General features: G+C 56.5%; 29 protein-coding genes. 6 read left to right on the top strand and 23 right to left on the bottom strand.

The genetic code is table 11. The features are described 5' to 3' along the window. Positions 1 to 50: 50 nt before the first annotated feature. Positions 51 to 1,580, top strand: coding sequence for an S-layer homology domain-containing protein (locus tag AC50YL_RS14180; RefSeq protein WP_494832862.1), 1,530 nt, complete (start codon positions 51 to 53; stop codon positions 1,578 to 1,580). 98 nt (positions 1,581 to 1,678) lie between these two features. Here AC50YL_RS14180 and dnaI read toward each other — a convergent pair whose 3' ends face one another. The 3 genes from dnaI to AC50YL_RS14195 form a co-directional block, all read right to left on the bottom strand. Further along, on the bottom strand, positions 1,679 to 2,632 hold the full coding sequence (dnaI, locus tag AC50YL_RS14185) for a primosomal protein DnaI (protein ID WP_494833409.1): 954 nt from the start codon (positions 2,630 to 2,632) through the stop codon (positions 1,679 to 1,681). Positions 2,633 to 2,656: 24 nt separating this feature from the next. Next, entirely contained in the window at positions 2,657 to 4,195 is a 1,539-nt protein-coding gene (locus AC50YL_RS14190; RefSeq protein ID WP_494832863.1) for a replication initiation and membrane attachment family protein, read from the bottom strand. Positions 4,196 to 4,691: 496 nt separating this feature from the next. After that, positions 4,692 to 4,997 carry a YuiB family protein gene (locus AC50YL_RS14195; protein WP_161744992.1) on the bottom strand — a complete coding sequence of 102 codons (306 nt, stop codon included), beginning with the start codon at positions 4,995 to 4,997 and terminating at the stop codon, positions 4,692 to 4,694. Between the two features lie 173 nt (positions 4,998 to 5,170). Here AC50YL_RS14195 and hemQ point away from each other — a divergent pair, with 173 nt between their 5' ends. Then, on the top strand, positions 5,171 to 5,917 hold the full coding sequence (gene hemQ, locus AC50YL_RS14200; RefSeq protein WP_494832865.1) for a hydrogen peroxide-dependent heme synthase: 747 nt from the start codon (positions 5,171 to 5,173) through the stop codon (positions 5,915 to 5,917). 55 nt (positions 5,918 to 5,972) lie between these two features. Here the strand turns inward: hemQ and AC50YL_RS14205 are convergent, their stop codons facing one another. Together AC50YL_RS14205 and AC50YL_RS14210 are read right to left on the bottom strand one after the other, a co-directional pair. Beyond that, positions 5,973 to 6,227 (bottom strand): hypothetical protein, encoded by a 255-nt coding sequence (locus AC50YL_RS14205; protein ID WP_494832867.1) that lies wholly within the window; start codon positions 6,225 to 6,227, stop codon positions 5,973 to 5,975. Continuing rightward, the gene (locus AC50YL_RS14210) at positions 6,227 to 7,420 is read right to left on the bottom strand and encodes an NAD(P)/FAD-dependent oxidoreductase (RefSeq protein WP_161744995.1); all 1,194 of its coding nucleotides are present in this window, start codon (positions 7,418 to 7,420) and stop codon (positions 6,227 to 6,229) included. The genes AC50YL_RS14205 and AC50YL_RS14210 overlap by 1 nt, the downstream gene beginning before the upstream one ends. Positions 7,421 to 7,775: 355 nt before the next feature. Between AC50YL_RS14210 and AC50YL_RS14215 the strand changes: the two genes are divergently transcribed. Continuing rightward, positions 7,776 to 8,774 carry an NAD(P)/FAD-dependent oxidoreductase gene (locus tag AC50YL_RS14215; protein WP_494832869.1) on the top strand — a complete coding sequence of 333 codons (999 nt, stop codon included), beginning with the start codon at positions 7,776 to 7,778 and terminating at the stop codon, positions 8,772 to 8,774. Between the two features lie 380 nt (positions 8,775 to 9,154). Here AC50YL_RS14215 and sda read toward each other — a convergent pair whose 3' ends face one another. The 8 genes from sda to trhA form a co-directional block, all read right to left on the bottom strand. Beyond that, positions 9,155 to 9,298: a sporulation histidine kinase inhibitor Sda gene (sda, locus tag AC50YL_RS14220; RefSeq protein ID WP_494832871.1), complete on the bottom strand. Its 144-nt coding sequence runs from the start codon at positions 9,296 to 9,298 to the stop codon at positions 9,155 to 9,157. A 253-nt stretch (positions 9,299 to 9,551) separates the two neighbouring features. Next, the gene (locus tag AC50YL_RS14225; RefSeq protein ID WP_494832873.1) at positions 9,552 to 10,226 is read right to left on the bottom strand and encodes a YheC/YheD family protein; all 675 of its coding nucleotides are present in this window, start codon (positions 10,224 to 10,226) and stop codon (positions 9,552 to 9,554) included. A gap of 266 nt (positions 10,227 to 10,492) precedes the next feature. Then, positions 10,493 to 10,891 (bottom strand): LytTR family transcriptional regulator DNA-binding domain-containing protein, encoded by a 399-nt coding sequence (locus AC50YL_RS14230; protein WP_494832875.1) that lies wholly within the window; start codon positions 10,889 to 10,891, stop codon positions 10,493 to 10,495. 2 nt (positions 10,892 to 10,893) lie between these two features. Beyond that, on the bottom strand, positions 10,894 to 11,022 hold the full coding sequence (locus AC50YL_RS14235; protein WP_161745000.1) for an AgrD family cyclic lactone autoinducer peptide: 129 nt from the start codon (positions 11,020 to 11,022) through the stop codon (positions 10,894 to 10,896). Next, the gene (locus AC50YL_RS14240) at positions 11,019 to 11,546 is read right to left on the bottom strand and encodes an accessory gene regulator B family protein (RefSeq protein ID WP_494832876.1); all 528 of its coding nucleotides are present in this window, start codon (positions 11,544 to 11,546) and stop codon (positions 11,019 to 11,021) included. Before AC50YL_RS14240 ends, AC50YL_RS14235 begins: the two co-directional genes overlap by 4 nt. Continuing rightward, a complete protein-coding gene (locus AC50YL_RS14245) occupies positions 11,536 to 12,198 on the bottom strand; it encodes a hypothetical protein (RefSeq protein WP_494832877.1) in 663 nt (220 codons plus the stop codon). Before AC50YL_RS14245 ends, AC50YL_RS14240 begins: the two co-directional genes overlap by 11 nt. 659 nt (positions 12,199 to 12,857) lie before the next feature. Continuing rightward, positions 12,858 to 13,217: an iron-sulfur cluster insertion protein ErpA gene (gene erpA / locus AC50YL_RS14250; RefSeq protein WP_161745003.1), complete on the bottom strand. Its 360-nt coding sequence runs from the start codon at positions 13,215 to 13,217 to the stop codon at positions 12,858 to 12,860. Positions 13,218 to 13,357: 140 nt separating this feature from the next. Continuing rightward, a complete protein-coding gene (trhA, locus tag AC50YL_RS14255; protein WP_494832878.1) occupies positions 13,358 to 14,002 on the bottom strand; it encodes a PAQR family membrane homeostasis protein TrhA in 645 nt (214 codons plus the stop codon). Positions 14,003 to 14,297: 295 nt separating this feature from the next. Here trhA and mqnE point away from each other — a divergent pair, with 295 nt between their 5' ends. Both mqnE and AC50YL_RS14265 read left to right on the top strand, forming a co-directional pair. Next, positions 14,298 to 15,401, top strand: coding sequence for an aminofutalosine synthase MqnE (gene mqnE / locus AC50YL_RS14260; protein WP_494832879.1), 1,104 nt, complete (start codon positions 14,298 to 14,300; stop codon positions 15,399 to 15,401). A gap of 140 nt (positions 15,402 to 15,541) precedes the next feature. Further along, complete coding sequence (locus AC50YL_RS14265) at positions 15,542 to 16,609, top strand: NAD(P)/FAD-dependent oxidoreductase (RefSeq protein ID WP_494832880.1); 1,068 nt, start codon at positions 15,542 to 15,544, stop codon at positions 16,607 to 16,609. A 35-nt stretch (positions 16,610 to 16,644) separates the two neighbouring features. On the opposite strand, the gene AC50YL_RS14270 is transcribed toward AC50YL_RS14265, so the two are convergent. Next, positions 16,645 to 16,914: a YuzB family protein gene (locus tag AC50YL_RS14270; RefSeq protein WP_494833410.1), complete on the bottom strand. Its 270-nt coding sequence runs from the start codon at positions 16,912 to 16,914 to the stop codon at positions 16,645 to 16,647. 88 nt (positions 16,915 to 17,002) lie between these two features. On the opposite strand from AC50YL_RS14270, the gene AC50YL_RS14275 reads away from it, so the two are divergent. Next, entirely contained in the window at positions 17,003 to 17,248 is a 246-nt protein-coding gene (locus AC50YL_RS14275; protein ID WP_161745007.1) for a NifU family protein, read from the top strand. Positions 17,249 to 17,332: 84 nt separating this feature from the next. Here the strand turns inward: AC50YL_RS14275 and AC50YL_RS14280 are convergent, their stop codons facing one another. The 9 genes from AC50YL_RS14280 to AC50YL_RS14320 form a co-directional block, all read right to left on the bottom strand. Further along, entirely contained in the window at positions 17,333 to 18,121 is a 789-nt protein-coding gene (locus AC50YL_RS14280) for an SDR family oxidoreductase (protein WP_494832881.1), read from the bottom strand. A gap of 20 nt (positions 18,122 to 18,141) precedes the next feature. Beyond that, a complete protein-coding gene (locus AC50YL_RS14285; RefSeq protein WP_494832882.1) occupies positions 18,142 to 18,846 on the bottom strand; it encodes a Cthe_2314 family HEPN domain-containing protein in 705 nt (234 codons plus the stop codon). Between the two features lie 111 nt (positions 18,847 to 18,957). Beyond that, positions 18,958 to 20,724 (bottom strand): UbiD family decarboxylase, encoded by a 1,767-nt coding sequence (locus AC50YL_RS14290; RefSeq protein WP_494832883.1) that lies wholly within the window; start codon positions 20,722 to 20,724, stop codon positions 18,958 to 18,960. Then, positions 20,721 to 21,656 carry a COX15/CtaA family protein gene (locus AC50YL_RS14295; protein WP_494832884.1) on the bottom strand — a complete coding sequence of 312 codons (936 nt, stop codon included), beginning with the start codon at positions 21,654 to 21,656 and terminating at the stop codon, positions 20,721 to 20,723. The genes AC50YL_RS14290 and AC50YL_RS14295 overlap by 4 nt, the downstream gene beginning before the upstream one ends. Positions 21,657 to 21,805: 149 nt before the next feature. Next, the gene (locus AC50YL_RS14300; protein ID WP_494832885.1) at positions 21,806 to 22,150 is read right to left on the bottom strand and encodes a thioredoxin family protein; all 345 of its coding nucleotides are present in this window, start codon (positions 22,148 to 22,150) and stop codon (positions 21,806 to 21,808) included. Between the two features lie 63 nt (positions 22,151 to 22,213). After that, complete coding sequence (locus AC50YL_RS14305) at positions 22,214 to 23,797, bottom strand: copper amine oxidase N-terminal domain-containing protein (RefSeq protein ID WP_494832886.1); 1,584 nt, start codon at positions 23,795 to 23,797, stop codon at positions 22,214 to 22,216. Between the two features lie 77 nt (positions 23,798 to 23,874). Continuing rightward, the gene (locus AC50YL_RS14310; protein WP_494832887.1) at positions 23,875 to 25,527 is read right to left on the bottom strand and encodes a putative polysaccharide biosynthesis protein; all 1,653 of its coding nucleotides are present in this window, start codon (positions 25,525 to 25,527) and stop codon (positions 23,875 to 23,877) included. A 29-nt stretch (positions 25,528 to 25,556) separates the two neighbouring features. Next, complete coding sequence (locus AC50YL_RS14315) at positions 25,557 to 26,279, bottom strand: ThuA domain-containing protein (RefSeq protein WP_494832888.1); 723 nt, start codon at positions 26,277 to 26,279, stop codon at positions 25,557 to 25,559. A 21-nt stretch (positions 26,280 to 26,300) separates the two neighbouring features. Continuing rightward, positions 26,301 to 26,777 (bottom strand): DUF456 domain-containing protein, encoded by a 477-nt coding sequence (locus tag AC50YL_RS14320; protein ID WP_494832889.1) that lies wholly within the window; start codon positions 26,775 to 26,777, stop codon positions 26,301 to 26,303. Positions 26,778 to 26,781: the final 4 nt, after the last annotated feature.

The raw sequence follows: 26,781 nt of genomic DNA on the forward strand, positions 1-26,781 counted from the left end.
CTCATCCCCATCCCGAGATCCGGGTCGCCCAATCGAAAGGAGCATCATCGTTGAAGAGAAAAGCTGTCCTTCTTGCGGCGCTGGCCATGGCGCTTGCGGCTCCTGCCGCGATTCCGTCCGCCGCCTATGCCGCCGAAGCTGCGATAACGGCCGAGCCCGGCACGGCCATTAACGCCGTTGCCGATGTCCAAGCCGGCGGCACGGTCACGATCAGCGGCACGACGAACGCCTCCGAAGTCATTATTAAAGTCATTCATCCGGACGGGACGATCCTGTTCTTCGATACCGTCAAAGCAAGCGGCGGCCAATTCACGGACTCGTTCACGCTGCCTTCGTCCGCATCGACCGGAACGTATCAGATCGTCGCCGGACAAGGCACCGACGTCGCCAATCGGACATTCACCGTAACCGGCGGCACCTATTATCCGCCTCCGGTCAACCCTGGCAACCCGGTCACTCCGACGGATCCGGCGGTCGTTCAAGTCAAGTTCGAGCTCGCCGACGTTTCCTCGCCGGCGAACGGCTTCGCGACGGTGGACGCAAGCAAATCGACGGCGCCCAATATGCAAATCTTGATCCCGGCCGCAGTCGGAAAATCGATCGGCGACAACGGTCTGCGAATCGTGCTTCCGGGAGGCGCGATTACGCTTCCGAAGGAAGTGCTGAAAGCCTTGGCCGATCTGAGCGGCACCGACGCCGACGCCAGCATCGCGCTGAACGTGCGCGCGCTGAGCCCCGCCGAGACGGCTTCCGCGATATCCGGCGCCGCCGGCGAAGGATTGACGCCGCAAGGCCAAGTCTACGAAATCTCGCTGAGCGTCGTATTGAAAGACGGCTCGTCGAAAAAGCTCGACGCTTTCGCCAAACCGGTGCAACTGCAGCTGAAGCTGTCGCCCGGCGCGGATGCCCGTCTTGCGGGAATCTACTACGTCTCGGATAGCGGCACGATCGAATACGTCGGCGGCACGATCATGGATGGCGCCGTCGCTGCCGATATCGCTCATTTCAGCAAATACGGCGTATTCGCCTACTCCAAAACGTACACGGACGTTCCCTCTTCCTATTGGGCAGCGAGCGTCATCCGGGAGCTGACGGCCAAGCATATCGTCGAAGGGGTATCCGATGATCGATTCGGCCCGAAGGCCAACATCACCCGTGCCGAGTTCGTCACGATGCTGGTGCGGGCTCTGGGCTTGAAGGCTACCGCCGCGGCGCCGTTTAACGACATTCCGGCCGGAAGCTGGTTCGCCGAGACGACGGCCGCCGCCTATGAGAACGGCATCGCGTCCGGTACGGGCAACGGCAAGTTCGAGCCGAACAAAGCCATCACGCGGGAAGAAATGGCGATCATGATCGTCAACGTCTACGCGAAACGCGGCGGAGCCGGATCCGTCGGCACCGCGGCCGACCTTGGTTCGTTCAAGGACGCCAAAGCGGTCAGCAGCTGGGCAAAGGAAGCCGTGCAAACCGCAATCCATGCCGGACTGATGACCGGCAGCGACAACCGTTTCGCGCCGCGCGATAAAGCCATTCGCGCCGAAGCGGCCAAGGTGCTGTACAACCTGTTGTTCGGCGCATAATGCGCGCGAACCTTAATGAGTTCGGACCATAAAGAAGAGCCCGCCGTTCTTTCGAACGGCAGGCTCTTCTTTTCTACTTTCTTGCAATATCCACATGTCTAGCGTCCGCGCTTATTTTGGCCCGTCACATGCACCAGCTGCACGTAAGGCCGAACGCGATCCATCAGCCGCTGGCCTTTATGCAGATCGTCGCCGTCCTTGTTCGTGAAGCTGAAATGCTGCTCGATGTCGTCCAAGCCGTAGTTCGACGTATAGAAGGTCGGCTTGCGGTTCATCCGGTAATTCAAGATAGACCCTAGCACATGGTCGCGCACCCAAGGGTTCAGGTTCTCCGCGCCGATATCGTCGAAGATCAACAGATCCGTTTCTTTCAGCATGTCCACCGTTTCCTTCAGCTTCCCCTGCTCGAACATCAGCGACTTCATGTCCTCGACGAATTCCGGCATATACACGATTGCGCCCGTAAATCCGGCCTTAGCCAGCTCGTGCAGCATATAGCACATCAGAAACGTCTTTCCCGTTCCGAAAGAACCCGTCAGATAAAGCCCTTCCGACTGCAGGCCTTCTTCCTTGGTCCGATTGATGTAACCGATGATTTGACCGACCGCCTTCATGCGTTCAATATCCTTCGATACGATCTCGTCCGCGGAATAGCCTTGCAACAACGCACGGTCATCGATATAGAAGCTGCGGATACGGCTGCGGATGCGGTTCTCGCTTTGCCTCGCGATCAGCTTCTTGCAGGCGACCTTGCGATCGTTCAGCTGCACGACCCCGCCGATCGTTTCGCAGCTCAGCTCCGTATAATGGCCTTCGAAATCATTGGGGCATTGGTCGAGCCCCGTGCAATTCGTGCAGTTTCGGTATTCCTTGGTGCATTGGTAGATCCGGTTCAGGTTCAACTTGATCGTCCCGTCGTCAAGCTCCGGGTATTTGTTGCGAAGCATCCCTACGAGCGGCTCCTCCAGCAGATCGGCCATCAGCTTGTCCGCCTGCTGCTTCATGTTCCTGCCGCCCGGCATCGCCTTCAGCAGGTCACCCAGCGACTCCATCGCCATCGTTGCTTCACCTCGTTTTTACGTCGATTTTCCGTCCAGCTTCCGCGCCATGCGGCGAATTTCTTCCATTTCCTCCGCCGTGAGCGGCGCTCCGCTTTGCGCCTCCGGCATGATCGGAATGAGCGGCTTGCGCCTGCCCTTCGCTGCCGAAGCGCCCGCGCCTCCGTTCCTTCTAGGCGCAGCAGACGCCGCGCCGCCGCTGTCTCGTCGGCGCTCCTTGTCCTCTTCCAGCTTCACTTGCTCCCTAACGTAGCCGACGGCCCGCTCGAAGGAATCGATACCTTTCACGAGCATGTTGGACGCCACGGCGTCGATATACGTCTTCGTGACGCGCTGCGAATCGTTCAACCCGAGCACGTAATGAATCAGCACGTTAATAACGGCGCCCTGCAGCCGATAATTATGGTCGATGACTTCGAATACCCGAATGAGCCATTCGGGCACCGCACCGGGAAAGAAACGCGCAATGAACCGGGTATGCGGCTCGTTGCGCATCAACATATTGTACTGATGGATGTCGCAGCGACCGACCAGCTGCGCGGGCACTTCCATATAAAATTCGGCCTGTACGGCCACTTCTTCCGGCATATCGTCGATGCCGCCGTCGTTCCGGCCGTTCTCGGCCTTGACGGCTTCCATCCGTCCGTAGATCCGCTGGCGCTCGTCTTTACGCTTGCGGTCCTGGCGGTACAGTTGGTTACCGCGCAGCTGCAGCTCGTCTATCAGCAGCTCGCCGCCACCCGAAAACACATCGTCCTCGTCGAGCAACCGGCATAGATCCACGACGGTCAAACTGTATTTATACGCGACATAATTCAGCTGCGCGATTGCTTCGTCATTGCCTCGCAGCCGTTCGACGAAAGCCCGGTTGCCGGAATTGCGGGGGAACCGCATGATGATTTCCCCGTATTGAATGCCCGCGGTCTCCGTCTGCGCCGGCTTCGGCGTAGGCTGCCTTGCCGGCGCGACCTCCGTCAGCGCTTGCTCGAGCTCGGGATCGAAGCCCTGCGTGTTCAGGCGGAACAGCTCGTAGAACGGCACCGAGATATTTTCCCGCGCCAGCTGCGCGCCCGCCAGCTCGTCCGCTTCCTTCGCGTAGAACGATTCCCGCAAAGCGATCACCGAGTGCTTGCCCACCTTGTCCCGGAGCAGCAGCGCCAGATGCGGGCTGCCGAAAAATTCATCCGGCGATAGCGGTTTGATTACCTCGTATTCGTACGCGACATCGTCATTGTCCGGCACGCCCAGACGCGTCACCTGAAGCAGGCCCACCGCCTCCAGCCGCGACGCTTGGTTCACCAGCTCCTGCCGGCCGCGTTCGTTCATCTCGAGGCCGAGCCCGAGCAGGAGCTTGCGCTGCGGCTCCAGTTCCGAATAGCCGACGCGGTCGTCCGCCACCTGTTGGTACAGCAAATGATAGAGACCGGCCGCAAAGGCGCCGATCATGGATTGATAAATGAGGCCGAGCATTTTGCGATCCACGGCGCTAAGCGAAAAATCGCGAAAGGCGTAGTAGCGGTGATGCTCAGTAAATTGGTGCAAGCTGCCGATCCGCATCTCGTTCTCGACTCCATCCGCCTTGTATTCTTGTTACTAGTTTAACATAAAAGAGGCGCGCTTTTCAGGACGCAAAAAAAAGAAAATTCCCCCTCTCGAAGGAATTTCCCCTCTATCTAAGCCGTGCTCAACGCATTTCCGATTCCCTGAAACGCCGAGAAAAGCCGGACTTCCGCACGCGCATCTCCCGCCTCCGAGCGCGTCAAGCGGCGCCGGATGCGCATACTTGGCTATTGCAGGACATGACGAAAAAAGCGTCGCAAACGGCTCTATCGCGTCTATTGGGGCATGCTTGCGGATCCGCGAGACGTCACTACGCAACTCTATCGCCTCCGATAGGCCGTTAGCGACAATGACAGACCCGGACGAAAAAAGGCCACCGCGCATCTTGTCGGCCGCCTTGCGCCAATAGCCTAACCGGGCGGCATGAATTTGCCGCGTTAAGCCGTTCGAACCGGGCGTCCCGCGCTGTCGTGTCGGAATCCGTTCCGCCATCTTAGAACATTTTGTATCCGCCGCGCCGCAGAAGCCGAATCGTCGTCCCGCTGATGTACGCGCCGATCAGCGCGCCGATGCCGGGCAAAATATCCACGAACGTAAAGGACGTGAAATTGCCGGAGAACGTCTTCGAGTTGTCCCATGTCTGCCAGATGAATACCGGGACCAGCACGATAATGAATAAGTAAATCGGAAAAAAGGTCGTTTTGAGCAGCATGTTCAAAATGAACCCGATTCCGAACATCATGACGAAAAACAACACCGTCGCAATAATGAGCTGCAAAATAGTGACGTCTGAATTCATACGGAAATCTCTTCCCCTTTCGCTACAAATAGTGTATTAGATGGCCGAAAGGAAGTCAATTTGTAATGCGATGTTGTCACAAGTCCGTCATTTGCTCTCCTTCGCACCGTTACGATACAATGTAAGCGACATAAAATGCGGACAATCGTCGCATAAGATAAGGAGAGATGACCATGAGTGAAGCAGCACAAACGCTGGAAGGCTGGTACGCGCTGCACGATTTTCGTACCATCGACTGGATGGCATGGACGGCGGCAGAAGAAGCAGAACGCAATATGGCGCTCGATGACCTCCATTCGTTCCTGAAAGAATGGCAGTCCGTTGAAGATAACAAGCAGGGCAGCACCGCTTTCTATTCCATCGTCGGCCAGAAAGCCGATTTCGTCATGATGCATCTGCGCGAGACGCTCGACGAGCTGAATGCCCTCGAGACGGCGTTCAACAAGTCCGCGTTCGCCCAATTCACGATTCCGGCCCATTCGTACGTGAGCGTGGTCGAGCTGAGCAACTACATGGCGCAGCCGGGCGCGGATCCGATGCAGAATCCGGAAATCCTCGCGCGCTTGAAGCCGATTCTGCCGAAATGGAATCACATCTGCTTCTACCCGATGAACAAACGCCGCTCCGGCAGCGACAACTGGTACATGCTGTCGATGGACGAGCGCAAGACGATGATGCGCAGCCACGGCATGATCGGACGCACTTACGCGGGCAAGGTCAAGCAGATCATTACGGGATCCGTCGGCTTCGACAACTGGGAATGGGGCGTCACGCTCTTCGCGGACGACGCGCTGCAATTCAAGAAGCTGGTCTACGAAATGCGCTTCGACGAAGTCAGCGCGCGATTCGGCGATTTCGGAGACTTCTACGTCGGCAACCGTCTGACGGAAGAGAAGCTGGCCGAACTGTTCAGCCTTTAATCGGAATGCAAAAAAGCGGATGGAACGCCTTCGGGCTTCCATCCGCTTTATCGTATTAATCATCGTCGTCTTCTTCCAGCAGGCGCTTTGCTTCCAGATACGCTTCCGTCTGGCGGTCGCGCTCCCTGCCTTTTTCTTTCAGCCGCTCGATCGCGGGCAGGATAAGGATATCGACTTCCTTCTGGACCGTATACGACAGGTCGTACCGGGTCTGCGACTCCAGGAAGGAACCCACTTCCATGAGCGCGTTGTACCGGTCCAGCTCCTCTCGCGTCAGCAGTCCGCGGACTTGCACGCTGCAGTGGCGCATTACAGGAACTTGCCTTTGCGAAGCACGAGCGGAATGCCGCCGATGATATACAGGTACCGGATATCGATCGCTTTTTTGAGCCAAGCGGCCATTCGGCCTTTGTATTTTTTGCCGAAGGCCAGGCCGACCGCTTCGCCCTTGCCGAGCGAGGCTACCGTGCCTTTGTTCTTGAACTCGAACTTCTTCTGCGGTTGATTGCGGATGGAAGCAACCAAGTTATGCGCGCACACGACGCCCTGCTGCATGGCGATCTGAGCGGTCGGCGGATATGGACGGCCCTCCGGATTGAACATCAGGGAGTTGTCGCCGACCACGTAAATGTTCTCGTGACCGGGAACCCGCAGGAATTCGTCGACTTTCACGCGGCCGCGCATCGTTTCGATTCCGGCTTCTTCGATCAGGCGATTGCCGCGAACGCCGGCGGCCCAGACCACCGTAGCCGAACGGATTTCTTCGTTGTCGCCGACGACGACGCCGTCCGGCGTGCATTCTTTGATCGCCGTTCCGATCCGGAACGTAACGCCTTTCTTCGTAAGCACGTCCATCGCGTACTCGACAAGCTCGGGGTCAAAGCCCGGAAGCGCCGACGGCGCCGCTTCGACGTTATAGATTTTGACGAGAGACGGGTCCACGTCGTTCTGCTTGCAAAGCTCGGGAATGCGGTCAGCCAGCTCGCCGACGAATTCGATTCCCGTGAAGCCGGCGCCGCCTACCACGAAGGTCAGGTAATCCGTGCGGTGCGGCTCGCGCTTGTAGCGGGCGAACTGATATTCGATATGTTCGCGGATCAAGCGGACCGAGTTGATGCTGCGGATGTTCATCGCGTATTCAAGCATACCTGGAATGCCGAACGTTTCAGGCTCGCCGCCCAAGCCGATTACGAGGTAATCGTAGGAGAGCGTGCCGTCCTCAAGAATGACTTTCTTGTCCTGCGTCCGGATTTGCACGACCGTCGACTTTACGAAATCGATCTTGAACTCATCGATAAGCTTGGAAATGCTGACGCGCGCATTTTCTGTCTTGTCCGTACCTGCGGCTGGCATATGCAGATGAGTCGTAAAGTAGTGGTAGTCGTGCTTGTTGACAAGCGTTACGTCGGCTTCATTATAATTTAATTCTTTCTGTAGCCGAAGCGCTGTCAGGATGCCGCCGTAACCGGCACCCAAGATAACAATTTTCGGTATGTTGCTCATCGCAGAATCCCATCCATTCGTAAAGTCTTTTCTTTTCTCTACATTAACATGTGAATAACATGTGAAAATTTACACAAACACGCAAAAACAGACAATGAGATATAATTTCTTGCCTGTAGTGTGTGATTCCAAGTCTTCATTTATGATGAAATTTCCCAGTCTTCTTTCGACAAACCGATTGCTAATACCACACATGATACAAACTTTTCCCGCAAAGTTCAAGGGTAAAATATACGAAAATCTTTAGAACAACATCCAATTTCCTTCTTTCAAAGCGGCTTGTCGACCATATATAATGTACTGAAAGAACGGCTTCTTATGGCTAGCGATTTTCAAAATCCTGGAGGTGTCAACTGTGTCAAGCTCAACTTCATCCCCTCAAGTCGATATCGCGATTATCGGCGGCGGGCCGGCCGGAATGTTCGCCGCCTTTTACGGCGGCATGCGCCAGGCATCCGTCAAAATCATCGAAAGCATGCCCCAATTAGGCGGGCAGCTCGCGGCGCTTTATCCGGAGAAGCATATCTACGACGTTGCCGGATTCCCTAAAATAACGGCGGGCGAGCTCGTCGAGCAATTAAAGCAGCAGATGGACCATTTCAAGCCCGGCATTCATCTGGAAGAAAAGGTGCTCGAGGTCGTGAAACGGGACGAGCGCGACTTTGCCATCGTGACCGATAAAGCCACGCATTACGCCAAAGCCGTCATCATTACCGCCGGCGTCGGCGCGTTCGAACCCCGTCGGCTCGAGCTGAAAGAAGCGGCTCCGTTCGAGAAAAGCAATCTGCACTATTTCATAAGCGACCTCAGCCAATTCCGAGACAAGCATGTCGTCGTCAGCGGCGGCGGCGATTCCGCGGTCGACTGGTCGCTCATGCTCGAGCCGATCGCGGCAAGCGTGACGCTGGTCCATCGCCGCGATAAATTCAGGGCGCACGAGCACAGCGTCGAGAATCTGATGAAGTCGAGCGTCAATGTGCTAACGCCTTATGAGCTTACCGCCCTGCAGGGCGCGGACCGGATCGACGGCATCGCGCTTCAGCACGTCAAGACCGGAGAGACCAAACAGCTCGACGTCGATGCCGTCATCGTTAATTACGGGTTCGTCTCCTCGCTCGGGCCTATCGCGGAATGGGGTCTCGAGATCGATAACGGCTCCATCATCGTGGATTCCCGTATGGAAACGAGCGTCCCGGGCATCTTCGCCGCCGGCGACATCACGACCTACCCGGGCAAGCTCAAACTCATTGCCGTCGGGTTCGGCGAAGCGCCTACCGCGATCAATAATGCCAAGGTATACGTCGATCCATCGGCCAAGCTGTCTCCGGGCCACAGCAGTAACATGAAGCTGTAGTTATCCCGGAAGGGATTCGGAATTGCGATAAAAAACCAATAAAAAAGGGTATCCTACCGTTAGCCGCAAACGTGAATGCTTCATTCACCGGGCCAAGGAGGGTACCCTTTCATTATGTTATGTCCCGTTTGCAACGGATTGGAGCAGCTTGCCGTAAAATGTCCAACTTGCGCGATGCAAACCAACGATTTGGGGCGAGCGCTCGACTTGACTGCGCCTTACGCACCCTATCAGCCGGACGATGTCGATTTAAGCGCGGAAATGACGATCATGGATAACGGACCGGAGACTCAAAGGTGCAATCATATCGTGTTCTGCCGGCAATGCCGCGCAGCCTTCGAAGCCGAAGTCGCGCAATGGCCGTAATATCGGCTTGGGAGTTAGGCGGAAGTGCGATAAGCGTCCGGACTGATCTGCCTGCGCTTCAATTCGTCTCTCAGCATCTCGATAAACTCGGTTTCCAACTTGTACTTATTAGCGGCTATATACGCATCGAGCAGCAATTCATCAGACAGCTGTTCCATATCACAGCCCCCTTTCCTCTTACTTCCAGTTCATCTTAGCATGTCCCAGAGGGAAGGAACAAGCGTTCCGATTATCCACACCCCCATGTGGACAGAGTGTGAGTAGCATGTGAATAATCGTCGAAAAAACAGGAATCATCAGTGGGGATTTGTGGATACGTTTATACACAGGCTTAATAAAACCCGTTTCGATAAAAAAGTTTAATGGTCCTCTATTAACCTATCAAACGAATATATTACATTTCGTTAATCATTATTGCGGCCTCGTATTGACCTCGAAAATCCATATTTTCCCGCTGGTGTCGATCCCGAAATCGAAGCCCAATTGCCCGATGCCCGGGAAACGGCTCTCCAACACTTCCGTCGACAGCTGGGTAAGCGTGCGCATCTCCCGTTTCTTCGATACGACCGCGCCTTTCGAGAATGAACGGCGAATGCCTTCGGAACCGCTCAGCAGCGTACCCCCGCGGCAAATGTTCGTCACGAACAAGCCCGGTTTGGCCAATCGCCCTACGATCGCCGTGATGTTCCAATGCCCTTCCGCCTGCTTGACGTATTTCACCCGGTAGTCGATCGGCCTGCCGTCGATCGTCGCAAGACGAATGCCTTTCTGGATCAAATACCGCCGTCCGCCGCGCTTGGCATTGAGCGATCGATAAAGTCCGTCGAAGCTTTGGAAGCGATTCGTCTTCGAATAATAAGAGTATTTAAAGCTTCCCCCTTCCCGCGAAACTTTGATTACCCCGTGGCCGCCCGCTCCTTTGACCGGTTTGATAACCACCATGCTATGCTGGCTCAGCATGCTGTTCAGATTATCCCTCGTGAACATCCGAGTCGGCGGGATATGCGGCGCGATTTGCGCATGCGAGAGCAAGGCCTCCGTTTTCGCCCATTTGCTTGCCAGCTGCCTTCCCTGTTCGTTTCCCATTCCAGGTCCTCCCCTTCCAAGCGTCCTATAAGACAACATATGCCTCCTTCCTCTTTGTCTCTTGGATGATTGATATGGTCAACTCGCCTGATTTAGTAGGCTGATAGGGGCTGGCTTGTACCGGCCCGGCAATCGACACGGGTCGACGCAAAAAAACACCGCAGAATGAACGATAGCGTTCAAACCGCAGTGTTTTTGCCTCCGCAAGCTTTCCTACGGAGCCGGCGATGCCGATATATTAACCGCAAAGAAAGCTTTGCTCTTGCTTAGCGCGAAAGTTGCGCATTTCCCGATGGAGCGGAACCTGCTCTGGCATTGCCCCTGCGCACGTTCTTAACCGTATCCATCCGGGAAAAGGAAACCGGGGCGCTTAAAGCGTTCTTCCCTACCGGGTCCGGTTCGAAGAACACGCGCTGTCTTTCCTCGTCGAAAAATTCGACCAGGTCCATATTCACGACGTAGCAGCGATCGACCCGCGCGAATTCGTCTTGCGTCAGAAAACGCTCGTGTTCTTCAAACGTGGACAGCGGGTTCAAGATCGTTCCGTCTTTATGCTGATAATTGATTTGCCCGTAATGGCTGTGCATGAGAACCACGTCATTACGATTGACATAAACGATCTCAAAATCCTTCTTGTTGTAGCGTTTAACAAGCGGGATCAGCATGCTTACACCTGCTTTCTGAGCTCAGCCGGGATTCTTGGCTTATGAAAAATCACATAAGAGCCCGTTGTAACGAACATCGTTGCCACGCCGGCGATTACGACGCCGAGCATGCGATACACGTTTTTCTTCATTCTTCTTCACCTCCTTCTTTAAATAAGAGAAGAATCGACTGCAATACGAAGACTACCGTCATGATGTCTGAATGAATGAGAAAATTAGAGGAGACGAACAAGGCGGATAATGCTTTCAACAACGGGTAGAATCGAGCTGGGAGCGTAGCGTATTTATCATAATTCGCCGGAGCGAATAGGAGCATCATCAGGACCGCGAATCCGGTGAGATAAGGCATCCAGCCGTCCGGAATCGGAACATGGGGGATGGCTACCAACACAAGCGTGGATACGGTCGCGCACATCAGGCTGGACTTTAGATGGTAGCCGCCGGACATATAACGGATGACGGCAAGGACGAGCAGCGCAAATCCGGTCGGCAGGAATTCTCCTGTCAAGGCTGCGATAATCAACGCCGCGATCGCTGCGGATAACGTATTCGTCATAATATCGAACGCATACTTGATCACCGATGCGGACGGCGCGTTCTCGACGCCCGCGGCCACCATCCGATTATGCAAGCCGACAGCGAGCTTATCGAGCATCCTCTACATCCTTCCGTCTGCTATAGTACAGGAACACGGGAATCGAACATAGAAAGGTCGTTCCTGCCACGACGATGTATTTCTCCAAATTGCCTCTCAGCGCGATCCCCGCCACGAGCGCGATGACGATGCTGGAAGCGATTACCGAAAAGAGCGCCGAATTCGTCCGGTTGAATTCGATATAGCTCCTGTGGGATGCAGGCACGTAATCGAAACCCCAGTTTTTCATGACGATGAACCGGCTGACGCCTACCAGGAGTAGTCCCGACAGGAGCTGCGTGGAGAAAATGATCTCGGGATCGCTGGTAATTTGGGAAAAGGGCGTTCCCGTCAAGACGATGATGAAAATCGTGATTCCCTGTGCCGCGAACAAGCTGATAAATCCCGCTCCGTTCATAATAAACGAATAAAAGAACGGCACGCGAAACAAGCCCCAGGTGACAATAATCAACAGCAACAATTGCAAGTAGGACGAATAGCTGTTTATCTCGGTAAAATGCCGTGTAATATAAGAGAAATGGCTCATCATGAATGCAATGATGATGATCTGCATCAAGATACCTTTCAGAGGAAACCGGAACAAGGCAAACATGAAAACGAAGGTCGTGCAATATTCGATTAAAGAACCAGACAAAAAAAGCGTATAATTCATGATAGTCTTCGTCCTCCGCCTTCTTAACTCGCAACATACGATCTGGTTGATCTACTCTATTCAATAAGCCGTCCACGGCATGTCGCAAGTGAAACGGACTTATGGAACTCAACCCGCCGAGCACAACAAAGAAGAACGTATGTTAAGAGACGATCATCCGGCAGGAGATCGGTTTATACGACGTCGCCTTCTTCGGTTGTCGCAAACTGCCGGCGCCATCGAGCCGCGTTTGCTGCTGTTTTTTGGCGGCAGCGCCCCTATGTATTATTGCATCTTGCAATCTATCAACAAAGTTCTATTTAATATGAGTCATTTGTCGTGCTAGCATTTTCTTTAGTATAGCAGAGATATATCATTTACTAAATAATAACTTTGAGAATCGGTTCCTCTGCACCTTTCCCTGCAGGAATAACCTAGGTCCATCCCGCGTAATCCCTGTTCGAAACCGATGACCGTGCGTCCATCGTCCGCATGAGCACCGGATATTTCCGGCATTCCGCACGAGATTCCTCTCGCACGTTGCGTCGACGCTGGCCGTGATCCGGGCGATGGCAGCGGAACAACGTCGCATGCAAAGGGCCCCCGTCGCCGGGAGCCCTTTTAAATGACCGCTTCCAATCATGCATGAATGCGTTGCCGTACCTCGGCTTGCCGCCGGTTTAGCAAGGCTCCGCTGCCGGATTACCCGCTTCGGTCGCCGTGCGGAACGAAGAACCGCAGCCGCAGGTCGCGGTCGCGTTCGGATTCGTAATGGTGAAACCGCCGCCCATGGCGGATTCCTTGAAATCAATCTCGAGACCGTTCAAGTATTTGATGCTGTCCGCGTCCACGACGACCTTCAGGCCGTTCATTTCCAGCGCTTTATCGGACTCCGCCTGCTCGTCGTCGAAACCCATATTGTAAGAAAAACCGCTGCAGCCGCCTTCTTTCACGCCGACGCGCAGAAACAGCTCCGGCGAAGCCTCGGCTTCCAGCATTTCTTTGATTTTCTCGTTGGCCGTATCGCTGATCGTAATCATGCTATCCCTCCTCGAACATTCTTGGAACGACTTACTTACGTTTCTATAGTAATCAGTATACTGCACTTCCGGCAAGGACTCAATAAGCTTACGGCGCGATTTCGGCCGCGCTACCCGGTCAAGCGTCCCTCAAGCTTCCGTTATCTCGGCAAGACGTAGAGCATAATGACGAAGAAATGGAGCACCGAGCCGCCGAGCACGAACAGATGCCAGACCGCATGATGATGCTTGAAGCTTCGCCAGACGTAGAATATCGTCCCGAACGTGTACAGCAAGCCCCCGGCTATGAGCAAATGCATGCCGCCTGCAGCCAGATGCGCCTTGAGAGGTCCCCATACGATGACGATCATCCAACCCATCAAGAGATAAATTAACGTGGACGTAAACAGAAACTTTGATGCGTAGAAGACCTTGAAGACGACCCCGCAAAGCGCAAGTCCCCACACGATAACGAACAGCGTCCAGCCCATCGTACCTTGCACCAGATGCAACAGAATTGGCGTATAGGTGCCCGCGATAAACAAATAAATGCAGGCATGATCCATAATTTCGAAAAAGCGTTTGGCTTTGCCTTCCGGAAAACCATGCACAAGCGTCGACGAGACGTACAACATCAGCATCATGGAACCGTAGATCGTAAAACTGACGACATGCTCGGCATTCCCCTTGAGCACGGCGAATACGATCAATAGTACGAGCGCCGCAATGCTCAGAAGCGCGCCAAAGCCGTGCGTAATAGCGTTTACCGCTTCTTCCCGGCGGGTAAAAGTATGGGTGTTTGCCATTTTATCCCTCATTTCTAATAACCTGTGTCTGAAAGCCGGTTTGTTTGCCTCTATTGTAACGCATTCCGTTCCCGGATCAAAACCGGCGAGCAGCGACTACGGCAAGCCTTCCATCTCTTTGCCGAGCTGGCACGACTTAATAGTTGCCGCTATTTGTGATGAGGTTTATAATAAGGAAAGTTGTTTATGAGGTTTTTTGGGGAAAGAATAAGTAATTTTTTTCACAAAGTTTTCGATTTCATTATTTTTCACCGGACCTGCGAGCGCGTGCCCGGCGGACAAGGAGGAAGCCGTCATGAATGTGGCAATACAGACAGAAGACAAACAAATGCTAACCATCGTGGAGAAAGTTCGATCCGGCGAGCGGCTCACCCGGGAAGACGGAGAGTTTCTATATCGCTCCGACGACCTGCTGACGATTGGACAGATGGCCAACGAGGTTAATTTAAGGAAGAACGGCCGCAAGGTTTATTTTATCGAGAATATGAGCTTGTATTTCACGAACGTCTGCGAAGCGCACTGCGCGTTCTGCAACTTCCGCAAAGACGAAGGCCAGGAAGGCGCGTATACGCTGAGCGGTCCCGAGATGATCGCCTACGTGGAACAGCATATTCACCCGGACGTCCGGGAGTTCCATATCGTCGGCGGACATAATCCCCACGTGCCGTTCCAATATTACGTCGATTCGCTGAGAGCCCTGAACGAACGCTTCCCGGAAGTCGCGCTTAAAGCGTACACCGCCGCGGAAATCGACTTTTTCTCGCGCATCAGCGGTCTCAGCTACAAAGAGGTACTGGAGGAGCTGATCGCCGCGGGCTTGCAAAGCCTCACCGGCGGCGGAGCCGAGATCCTTTCGGACGAATACCGCAAAAAAATGCGCGTCGACAAAGCCGATGTCTCCCAATACCTGGAAGTTCACCGCACCGCGCACAACCTCGGCCTTCGCACGCACACGACCATGCTGTACGGATCCGTGGAGAAAACCGAAGAGCGCATCAACCATATGCTCCAAATCCGCGATCTGCAGGATGAAACGAACGGTTTCCAAGTATTCATTCCGCTGTCGATGCAGCCGATCAGTCCGAAAGCCAGCATTCGCCGGCGGAATTCCGCCTTCGACGATCTGAAGGCCATCGCGATCAGCCGTCTGATGCTGGACAACTTCCAGCATATCAAAGCGTACTTCATCAACATCGGCACGCAATTGACCCAGGTCGCGCTGACGATGGGCGCTTCCGACGTGCACGGCACGATGGTGAAAGAACGCATCAGCCATGCCGCCGGAGCGCTCACTCCCGAAGGCATCACGCGCGAGGATTTGATCTGGCTTATCAAAGGCGCAGGGCGGATACCCGTCGAGCGCGATACGTTCTACAACGAAGTCAAAGTGTTCGAATAACGCATAAACAGCTATTCCCACGACCTTCGCGACGAGATGTTCTCATTGCGAGGGTCAGTCATGCGCATACTACAGGACAAATCAACGCAGAGCGTACTCATTTACCATTTACTCATTGCTTACAGAAAGTTGGGATTCAAATGAAACGATTCGTTATTCTTGGCGGAGGCTACGGAGGATTGACGGTGGCCCACGCGCTGCTCGAGGGCGAACTGCCGGACGATACGGTTGTCGTGCTGATCGACCGGATGCCGTATCAGGGCTTGAAAACGGAGTATTACGCGCTTGTCGCGGGAACGTCGCCGGAAATCGACCTGCGGGTCGCGTTCCCGTCCGACCCCCGTCTGATCGTCACCTACGGAGAAGTGGCCGATATCGACCTGGACGGCAAGCATATCGTGCTCGCGGGCCAAGAGCCGCTCGAGTACGAATGGCTCGTCGTCGCTCTCGGCTGCACCGACAAATACCATGGCATCGATGGTGCGGAGCTTTACTCCAACAGTATCCAGACGATGGCCGCTTCGCGCAAAACGTACATGGCGCTCAACAACGCGAAGCCGTACGGCCAAGTTTCGATCGTCGGCGGCGGCTTAAGCGGCGTGGAAGTGGCCGCGGAGCTTCGCGAAAGCCGGCCGGATCTGAACATTCGCATCATCGACCGCGGACCGAGCATCCTTTCGGCTTTCCCGGGCAAGCTGCAGGAGTATGTCTCTTCCTGGTTCATCGAGCATGAAGTGGAAATGCGGGGCGAAGTTTCCTTGTACAAGCTGGAAGACGGCGTCCTTCACGACAGCAACAGCTCGAGTCCGATCTTGTCCGATGTCACCGTATGGACGGCGGGCATCCAGCCCGTGGCGCTCGTGCAGCGCATGAATTTGCCGAAGGACAATCAAGGCCGCCTGATTATCAACGAATATCACCAGCTGCCGGATTACAACGAGGTATTCATCGTCGGCGACTGCGCTTCGCTGCCGTTCTCGCCAAGCGCGCAAGCCGCCGAAGGCCAAGGCAAGCAAGTCGCCGAGGTCATGCACGCGGTCTGGAGCGGCAAAACGCCGAAACTCGGCAAGATCAAGCTGAAGGGAACGCTTGGCTCCCTCGGCAAAAAAGACGGCTTCGGCCTGATGGGCCGCGCTACGATGATGGGACGCGTTCCCCGCCTCGTGAAAAGCGGCGTCTTATGGATGTCGAAGCATCATTTTGGCTAAAATGTAGAAGGAACCTGTCCGGTTCCAAGGCGGTATTACATATCGTCAATGAGCCGGTCAAGCGCTTCGCGAACGGCCTGCTGCTCTTCGATTTCATCCATGAGTTTCGTTTCCAGCTCTTCGACGGTGTCCGCGGAGACGATCGTTCCGTCGACCATGCCGAACGGAGCCAGATAGCATTCGCCGCAGTTGCCCAAGCAGCCGTATTCAATGACTTCATAGTCCGGATTGGCCTCCAGCTTCTTCATCAGCTTATCCGTTCCATGGTGCATATTGCTTGCGCAAAATTCGATGATTGGTTTCAACATGATGTTCACCTGGCCTCTAGTTACTGATATCCATTTTCAATTGCTTCGCTTTGTACTATAATAGGGGAGAAAGGAGTGGATTGCAATGAGTGAAAATGCACAAGCCACGATGTATGACGAAGTACTGGACGTACTCGACAAGCTTCGCCCGTTCTTGCAGCGCGACGGCGGCGACGTTGAGCTCGTCGACGTAGAAGACGGCATCGTTAAACTTCGTTTGATGGGTGCCTGCGGCAGCTGCCCGAGCTCGACGATCACGCTGAAAGCGGGTATCGAACGCGCGCTGCTCGAGGAAGTCGAAGGCGTACAAGAGGTTATGCAAGTTTTCTAAGCTTGCCTGCCCTTTTGCCCGATATGAACACGAAAGCGTCTTGCCGGAGGGCAAGACGCTTTTTTTTGTCGTTCGCGATCTGTATTAACTGGATTTAATCGACGTCTTGATAGGGTCGAAGCCGCCCGTCACGTCGACGATATTGCCGGTCATGTAATCCGACTGCGGCAGGCAGAGGAAGGCGATGACCCGCGCGATGTCCTCCCCGCTGCCGGGACGTCCGCTCGGCGACTCGTCGTCCCGTTCTTCGGACACCTCGGCGATCGTGCGCTCCTTGTTCAGCCCGCGAATATCGCCGGGACAGACCATATGTACCGTGATGCCGTTCGCCGCTTCTTCGACGGCGAGCGTCTTCGTGAAGGAGACGAGTCCCGTCTTCGCCGCGGCATAGACCGCCCGATGCGGCCACGCCCGGCCTTCGCCGGCATGGCCGAAGCCGAAGTGGATGATGCGCCCCCATTGGCGCTTCCGCATGCCTGGCAGCGCCTGATGGTCGAGCAGCATCACGCCGAGCAGGTTGCCGTTGACGAGTCCGGTAATGGCCGCAGCCTCGTAGTCGGCGAATAGCCGCCGTTCGCGAATGAACGGTCCCGCATTGTTGATCAGGATATCGATGCTGCCGGTCAGCGACCAGGCCAGCGCCTGCGCAGCCAGACGCGCGACGTCTTCCTGGCGCGCGATGTCGGCTTGTACGGCGGTGGCCCTGACGCCGTGCCGCCGCTCGATCTCTTGCGCGAGCTGCTGCGCTTCGCGCTCGCTCTTCACGTAGTTGAGCACGATATCGCAGCCCATGGCGGCGAGCGTAAGCGCGGTCATTTTGCCCAAGCCTTTGGCACTTCCGGTAATTAGGGCCGTTCTTCCTCTAAGCTCCATAGCACCCTCCTAGGTCAGCGTCATGACTTGATCTGGCTGTAGGCATGATGAAAGGTCAGCTTAAGCGTATCCAGCACGAGGACCATCATTTGCGCGAGGTCCTGCGTCTGCTGCGAGAGGTTTTCGAGGCGATGCTGTTCGAAGTAAGCCTCGTGATTCTGCTTCAGATCGTCCTGCATCTCGGAATTCATGTAGTGAATCTCCATGTTGCGCCGCTTCCGAAGGCGGTTCATCGGTTCTTTGCCCGCTTCCTTCAGCTTATGCAGCTCCGCGGTCAATTCAGGATACAGATTACCCTCCAGCATCCTGCGCAGCACCGTAAAATAAGAAAAATGCGGTTTGACCCGATCGGTCTCGAGGCGCAGGTAGTCGTTCATCAACGTACCGAGCTTGTCCAGCAGCGAGAACACGCGGATAAACGCGTTCTTGTCGAAATAGACGTACCGGCGGTAATTGATCCGTTCCTCGGCGGTCATGCCTTCGACCGTATCGGAGGTGACGAGCGCGGCATACTTGCCGGCTGCGTATGCGCTTTGCTCCAGCTCGTCCAGCGAAGAGATCAGCCCAAGCGTATAAATTTCGTATTTGCGCAGCTTATGGTCATTGTCCAGCCCGCGCTCGATGCGCTCGTTCATTAAGCCCGCGAACCTTTCCATCGCTTGGTTCGCCTCAAGCAGCTTGCCCCCGTCCTTGCGCGGAGGTTCGCCAAACAAGATGCGGAGCATCGCAATCTCCTTCCGAACGTCTGCCTCAAGAAGCAGCATCTGCCTTGCTTAACGGATCCGGGTTTCGCCGTGCCGGCAAGCAAACAGAGTACCGTTATCCATTATAGCGCATTATCGGTTGAAATAAGAATGCCATCGGTTATCGACGAGTTCCACGATATCCTGGCGCGGAATAAGCTCGTCCGGGTAGCCCGGTTTCATCCGCGCGTCGATGACCAGCGGCAGCTCGTAGCCGAGATGGTGGCGGTTCAGCTTCGTAGCCGCGTAGATGTCGTCGGCCGGGTTGAAACGGGTAAATACCGTCCATAGGAACGGCGTCTGCGCGTCGGCGACGGAGGCGTCGTCGGCAAGAATCACGAGCGGCCATGCCGTGCCACGCTCGCGCAGCCTCGACAGCAGCCGCGCCGCCAGTTCGGGCTCCTGCTCGTAGGCGGCGCCGGAGACGACAAGGCATCCCCGGCAGTAAACCCGGGCATCCGCGATCTCGTCGATCGGGGCTTCGTCGTAGCTGGAAGGGAGCTCGCGAATCGCTTCGCCGACGCCGAGCATGACGGCTTTGCTCCCATGATTCAGCTTGCCCCCGGTGTAATCCAATGTATCATGGGACGTTTTGTCAAACACGAACAAATCGGTTTCCGGTCGGAAGCGCGCCAGCACGGTTTCCATCAATTGCGGGAAATCCGCCAGGTCGACGGGCTGATCGGTAATCATCAAATATTTGGTCAGCGTCAGCTGCCCTTCGCCCAAGATGCGGAAAGCGGTGCCTAGCGCTTCGCGCGAGTAGCTCTCCCGTACGACCGCGGCCGCCAGCGCGTGGAAGCCCGTCTCCGCGTACGTCCAGAGGTCCTTGACGCCGGGCATCGCCAGCGGGAAGGCCGGCGACAGCAGGCGCTGCAGGAAATCGCCCAAGTAGTAATCCTCCTGCCGCGGCTTGCCCACGATCGTCGCGGGATAGATGGCATCCTTGCGATGCCACATATGGCTGACGTCGAAGACCGGAAAATCATGCGTCCACGAATAGTAGCCGTAGTGGTCGCCGAACGGCCCTTCGGGACGCCGCGCATGAGGCGCCACTTTCCCGCTCAACACGAATTCGGCGTGCGCCGGAATCCGGTGGCTGCCGTGCGGGTCCTGCACGACCTGCAGCTTGCCGCCGATGATCAGCGACGACAGCAGCAGCTCCGGCAGATGCTCCGGCACCGGAGCGATCGCCGACGCGATCAGCGCGGGCGGACCGCCCAGGAAGACGGACACCGGCAGCGCTTCGTTCCGTTTCTCCGCCTCGTGGTAATGGAAGCCGCCGCCTTTATGGATCTGCCAGTGCATGCCCGTCGTCGAATGATCGAAGATCTGCATGCGGTACATCCCGAGGTTATGCTGCTTGCGGTGCTCCGGATGCTCCGTATAAACGAGCGGCAGCGTGATGAAAGGGCCGCCGTCCAACTGCCAGCTCGTCAGCGCGGGCAGTCCTTCGAGCGGCCGGCTTTTGCGCACGGCGCCCAAAATCGGCGCCGAGGAGGCCGGCACTTCCTTGATGCCGACCTTCATGGCGTCCCACAGCAGCGAACGTTCGCCCCAGAGTGCCGCCGGCGTTGGCGGCAGGAGCCGGTCCATCGCGCCGACCACCTGTTTCATGAACGCTTCCGGACGCGGCCCGAACGCGAGGTCTACGCGCCTGACCGTGCCGAACAAGTTCGTCACGACGGGAAAGGGACTGCCTTTCACGTTCGTGAAGAGCAGCGCCGGTCCGCCTTCGTCGATGACGCGCCGATGTATCTCGGCCAACTCCAAGTACGGATCTACCTGCGTTTCGATAACGGCGAGATCACCCTCCCGGCGGAACGTGTCGATCAATCCCCGCAAATCTGTGAAGCTCATGCCCGTAACCGCCCTTCGCGCCATTTCCAGGCTCGGATCATAATATCGCTCAGTATCCCGAACAGCCCGGATACGATCATGTTGTGCAGAATGCTCGTGAAGACGAACCAATCTTCATTGCGAAGCGTCACCGTCAGCAGCGCGCCGCTCAATACTTGGCAGCAGACGAGAATGAAAGTCACGTTCATGGCCTTGCGCATGCCCGGATGTTCCTTGCCGACGCGGTTGATGTAAAGCGCCAGCCAACCGATCAGCACGAGCAGGACGGCGGCCGCCACGCGGTGCATAAATACGTACGCGGTCGCGCCTTGCAGGTCCGGGACGAATTCCCCGTTGCAGAGCGGCCAGCCTACGCATCCGCCGGCCGAATCCGTATGACGGACATAAGCGCCCAAGTAAATCACGAAATACGTATACACGAGTATGAAGAGCGAGAAAGCGAACACGGCTCTGGGGATCGCGGTCGGCGGCTTGTCCGCCGCGGTTCCCCGCTTCTTGCGCCACGTCCAGATCACCAGCAGCAGCGTGAACATGAAAGCCAGGATGGAAATGCCGAAATGCAGCGCCAGCACGGCAGGCGTCGTCGGCCATATGACGGCGGCAGCGCCCAGCAACGCCTGCAGGACCGTGAATAAGCCGGCGCCCGCGGCATAAGCGATCGGCTCCTTCTCCTTGCGGTACAGCATCAGCGTCGCGATAAAAGTCGCGAGCACCAACAAGCCTACTCCGCCGCTGATCAACCGGTGGGAATATTCGATCAACGATTCGACCGTATACGCCGGAATGAATTTGCCGTTGCAGAGCGGCCAATCCGTCCCGCAGCCGCGGCCGGAGTCTGTATTCGTAACCAGTGCGCCCGCGATCAGCACGAGGAACATGCCGATGCAAGTCAAGACCGCTAGCGCACGATATCGGTTATCATTCACTGTCATCACCTTGCTTCCTAAGAATCACCTCCCATTATACTGAACAAATTCGACAAATACCATGTTCAAACTGTGAACGCACGCATGGCGAAAGAAAGCCCGCCGAGCGGCCGCAAACGGCCGCCTGGCGGGCTTTTTCGCAAAAATAGCCGGGGTTAAGTTGCCAAAACTTCCGCGACCTGAAGGGCGCGATTCAGAAACTGCTCGATCTCTTCCCGGTCCTTGCGCAGCTTGCTGACGAACCGTACGAGCTCCTTGCCGTTCTTGAACGCGATGAAGCTTGGAATGCCCAAAATATTCAGTTCGCCGCAGAGGTCGGGCAGGTCGTCCCGGTCGATCTGCAGGAAGCGGATTCTGCCGCCGTACTCGGCTTCGACAGCCGGCATGAACGGTTCGATGTAATGGCAATCCTTGCACCAAGTCGTCTTGAAGACGGCAACCGTCACGCCTTCGGACCGCACCGCGTCGCGAAAAGCGTCTTCCGTCGTAATCAGTTCCATAGGAAACCTCTCCTTTCGTGGCATAACTGCCTGATCGGCGAGCTGAGCGAACGCGAGCCCCTACTAGGGCTCGCGAACCAGCGTCAGCGCCTTCACGCCGTTATATTGTTCCCAGCCGATATCGGCGCCAAGCGCTTGCGCGAAATCGCGCGCAGGCACGTAGGTGACGCCGTTCACGACGGTCGTCGGGAAGCCCCATTTGACCGTCTTGCCATTAATAATGGCATTGCTGCTGCCGTTTTTCAAGTTGATCGTCGTGTTCGTTGCGCCGTCCTTGACGATCAGCGAGCCGCCCGACTTGGTCAAGACCGCTCCGAATGCCTCGGCGGTGTAACGCAATGGCACGATCGCGATGCCGCTCGGCGTGATGATCGGCGCGTTGCGGCTGAATTCCGGGCTCAGCGTAAGCGACTGCCTGCTGATATGCGCCGTATTGCGGAGCAGGTCGTAGACGTCGGAATTCTTATCGAACTGTTGAAGCACTTCGTAGCCCTGCATATCCATCAATGCTTGGCCGTTGAGCGCGGACTTGTCGTCGGAAGGCTGCGCCGGCTGCACGTCGCCGTTCACGTTCCAGCGGTCCGAGGTGACTTTCACCGAGATTCCGCTGAACGGCATCAGCGCTTCCATCCCCATGTCCTCATCCTCATCGTCCGCGGCAACCGCCGGTTCCGTAATCTTGACCGCCGCTTCGATCACGGCTTTGCGGATATCGAGCTTGCCGTCGATGAAGAGATCGCCTTTCACGAAGGTCCCGTCGTTCAAGACGCTGTCCAGCGTCTCCGCTTCATCCGTCTCGGTCTGCGCCAGCTCGTCCTGCAGCTGCGTCAGCATATCGACAATCTCGTCCGCCGCATCGTTGACCGCGGCTTCCGTGTCGTCCTCTTCCGGCAGCGAGCCGAACATGCTCTCGACCGGAGACGCCGCGATTGCAGCTTCTTGGCTTTGCAGGGCTTCCAGCAAGCCCGTCAGCATCGCCTTCAGCCCTTCCTTGTCGCCGACCAGCGCGTCGATGTAGGATTTCAGCCAGTCCCACAGCTCTTTGCCGGTTAGGTCGGCATGGACGTTCATCCCGGTCACCGTTTCCCCGTTGACGCTCTCCTGTCCGGGCAGCACGGTCAAGTGCGACGGATTCGGCAGGTTATCGATCGCATAGCCGCTGACGGCATCGATGATTTGCTTGCTTGCTTCCGTCAAGCTCTCTTCCGCGGAAGCCGCGGCCGCATCGGTCCCCGGATCCGTCAGGCCGATGATGATCGGCTTCTTCGCCCCTTCGAGATCGAGTTCCGCGAGCTCGTTGTTCATCTTCGCTTCGAACGCGATATGTTTAGCGCCCAGGCTGAGCTCGCCCTTGGCGGACATGCCTCCGGTTTCGCTTGTTTTGACGTCGGTCAGCTCCAGCTTCATGTCGGAAATCAGCTTGATGAGTTCCCCTTCTTCGCCGGTCAGCATTTCCTCGGCCCCGTCGTTCATCAGCAGCTTGAACTCTACCGTTTCGTTGCTTTCGTAAGAGGTGACGTTCATAGATTGCTTCAGCATGGCATTGAAATCCACGCCGTTCAATGCTTGACAGCCCGCCGCGACGAGCACGACCATCGAGATCACCAGCAATCCGATCGCTTTCTTGCTTCGTTTCCACGATTTCATGATCAAAAATATCCCCTCTCCTAGGTAAACAGACTACCGCCTATTCTACCATATAGAGGGGATATTTGGAAACTAGATTACCTGCTAGAATCGGCGCCGCCGCGCGCGGTTATGCGCATCAGCGGGTTCAGCAGCCGTCGCAGCGGACCCGGGAACTGCCGGACGTCTTCCTGCGTGACGACCTTGAGCAGCACCAGCAGCGCGACGTACAGACCGAGCGATACGACGCCTGCGGCGATGCAGGAGATCGCATAGGTCAATTTGACCGGAATGCCTCCGATGTACGTTCTGCAGACATAGTCGATCAACAAGCCGGCCACGGACGCGGCCGCGATCGTCAAGGCGTAGCCCGCCCAGCGGGTGCCGAGAATGTTCAGTTTGATTTCCTTGCGGATCTGCCGGAAATTCAGCGAAGCGATGACCATGAAGCAGATGGTGGACGACAAAATGATGCCGTATACGCCGAGCAGCGGTGCCAGGATCAGGCTCGTCACGACCTTGACGACGATGCCGATCAGCGCGTGGCGCATCGGCAGCCGAGGCTTGTTCATGCTGGTCAGCACGGTGTTGCTCGTCATCATCGTAATCTGGAAGATCGTCCCTGCGGTCAGAGCCGCTACGGCGCCGCTTCCCCCCGTGTTCGAGAAGAGCAAGCCGGTTATCGACATCGCCGCGACCGTCATGATGAGCGACACAGGCACGCCGGTAAAGACCACGATCCGCATGACGAGCGAGGCTTGGCGCTCGACTTCCTTCATGTTGCGGACCTTGTAGGCGGACGAAATGATCGGAATCATGGATTGGCTGAGCGCGATCGCCAGAATCGGCGGAATGCCGGCAAGCGCCTGCGCCTTCACGCCAAGCCAGTCCAGCATCTGATCGGCATCGGCGACGGCATAATACCCGTGCGTCAGCTTCATGAAGAACGACGTATCGAAGAAGTAGATGAATTGCACCGTCATCGACGTGATGACGATCGGCACCGATATTTTGAACAATTCCTTATAAATCGCGCTGAAGGACAGGACGGAGCGGCCTGTCCGCTCCGATGCGCCTCCGCCATGGGCTGCCTCATCCTTCAGATCCTGCCGTTTCAGCTTGCGCGCATACGACAGCATGACGGCGAACGCGCCGAGGCTGCCGAATACGCTGCCGAACGTCGCCGCCGCGGCGATCCAGCTCTGTCCCCAGTCCCATGCCAGTACCAAGTACGCTAGTCCGACCGCGGTAATGACGCGCAGGATCTGCTCGACGATTTGCGAGACGCCACCGGCCGCCATGAACTGACGGCCCTGGAAATAGCCCCGCATCATCGCGATGACCGGGAAGAAAAACAGCGCGGGCGCAATGGCCCGGACGGCGAGCGCCGCGCCCGGCTTCTCGGCGATATGCGTCGCGTAAAACGGCGCGAAGATCAGCAGCAGCACCGTGATAAGCACGCCCGTTATCGCGCCGAACAGCAGCGCCGCTTTGTAGATGCGCTGCGCCTCGTCGGGGCGGCCAAGCGCGTACCGTTCGGAAACCATTTTGCTGATCGCGCTCGGGATGCCGCCGGTGGCGACGATCAGGAGCATCAGGTAAATATTGTTCGCGACGGTGAAATAACCGCCGCCGTGGCTGTCCGTCATATAGTCCAGCGGAATGCGCTGGAAGATCCCGAGGAACCGGGCGACCAGCGCCGCCGCCGCGAGTATGATCGTGCCTTTGATCAACGAGTCCTTTTTAACCATGAGCCGTTATCTTTCTCCTACTCCGAAGCTTATTTCGATTTGATTTCTTCCAATGGCTGATGGTTGCCGCGAACCGGCTTGGCCGCGCCGGACGGCACCGCCCAGCGGATGCCGTTGCGGATGACCTGCAGCACGGTCGGGTTGTAATACGTCGGGAACGTCTCGTGGCCCGGACGGAAATAGAATACTTTGCCCTGGCCGCGGAACCACGTGCAGCCCGAACGGAACACCTCGCCGCCTTCGAACCAGCTGACGAACACCAGCTCGTCCGGCGCCGGAATGTCGAAGTGCTCGCCGTACATCTCCTCGTGCTCCAGCACGAACTGCTCCGGAATGCCGGCCGCGATCGGATGCGCCGGATTGACGGTCCAGATGCGTTCCTTCTCGTTCGCCTCGCGCCATTTCAGGTCGCAGCCCGTGCCCATCAGCTTCTTGAAGATTTTGGAGAAGTGGCCGGAGTGCAGCACGACCAGCCCCATTCCTTCCATGACGCGCGCGTGCACGCGATTCACGATGGCGTCCTCCACCTTGTCATGGCCCATGTGGCCCCACCACACGAGCACGTCGGTGTTCGCGAGCACTTCGTCCGTCAGTCCGTGATCGGGCTGCTCCAGCGTTGCCGTCGCGACCTGGAAGCCGTCCGATCCGATGCCCGCCTTCAGTGCCTCGTGGATGCCGTCCGGGTAGACGTCCTTCACTTCGTCGTGCATTTTCTCGTGCAAAAACTCGTTCCAAACGGTTACTTTAATCACTAGTCAGTTTCCTCCCCCGAATTAGAGCCATAGAAAGAAAATCAGTATCATCGCGCCTTGCAGGATGAATTTGACGACCGTGCTGGTGAACAGGCCGACGACGGCGCCGAGCCCCGCTTTGAGCGCCTTGTCCAAACTCGCGCCGGTGAACAGCTCGCCGATGACGGCGCCGAGCAGCGGTCCCAGAATCAGCCCGAAAGCGGGGATGACGAACGGTCCGATCAAAATGCCGACGGTGCTGCCGACGACGGACGCGCGGGAGCCGCCGTATTTCTTCACGCCCCAGGCGCTGACCGCATAATCGGCGATGAACAGCACGACGACGATAATCGTCTGGATCGTCCAGAACCAGAAGCCGAAGGGCGAGAACGAGATGAAAAATCCGTAGGCGAAGAATGCCGCGTAGATCGCCAGCGCCCCCGGAAGGATCGGGAAGATCGCGCCGGCCATGCCGACTGCGAACAACAGAACAACTAGGATCCAGCCTGCGATTTCCATGCCG

The sequence above is a fragment of the Paenibacillus sp. J22P277 genome (assembly GCF_059383675.1).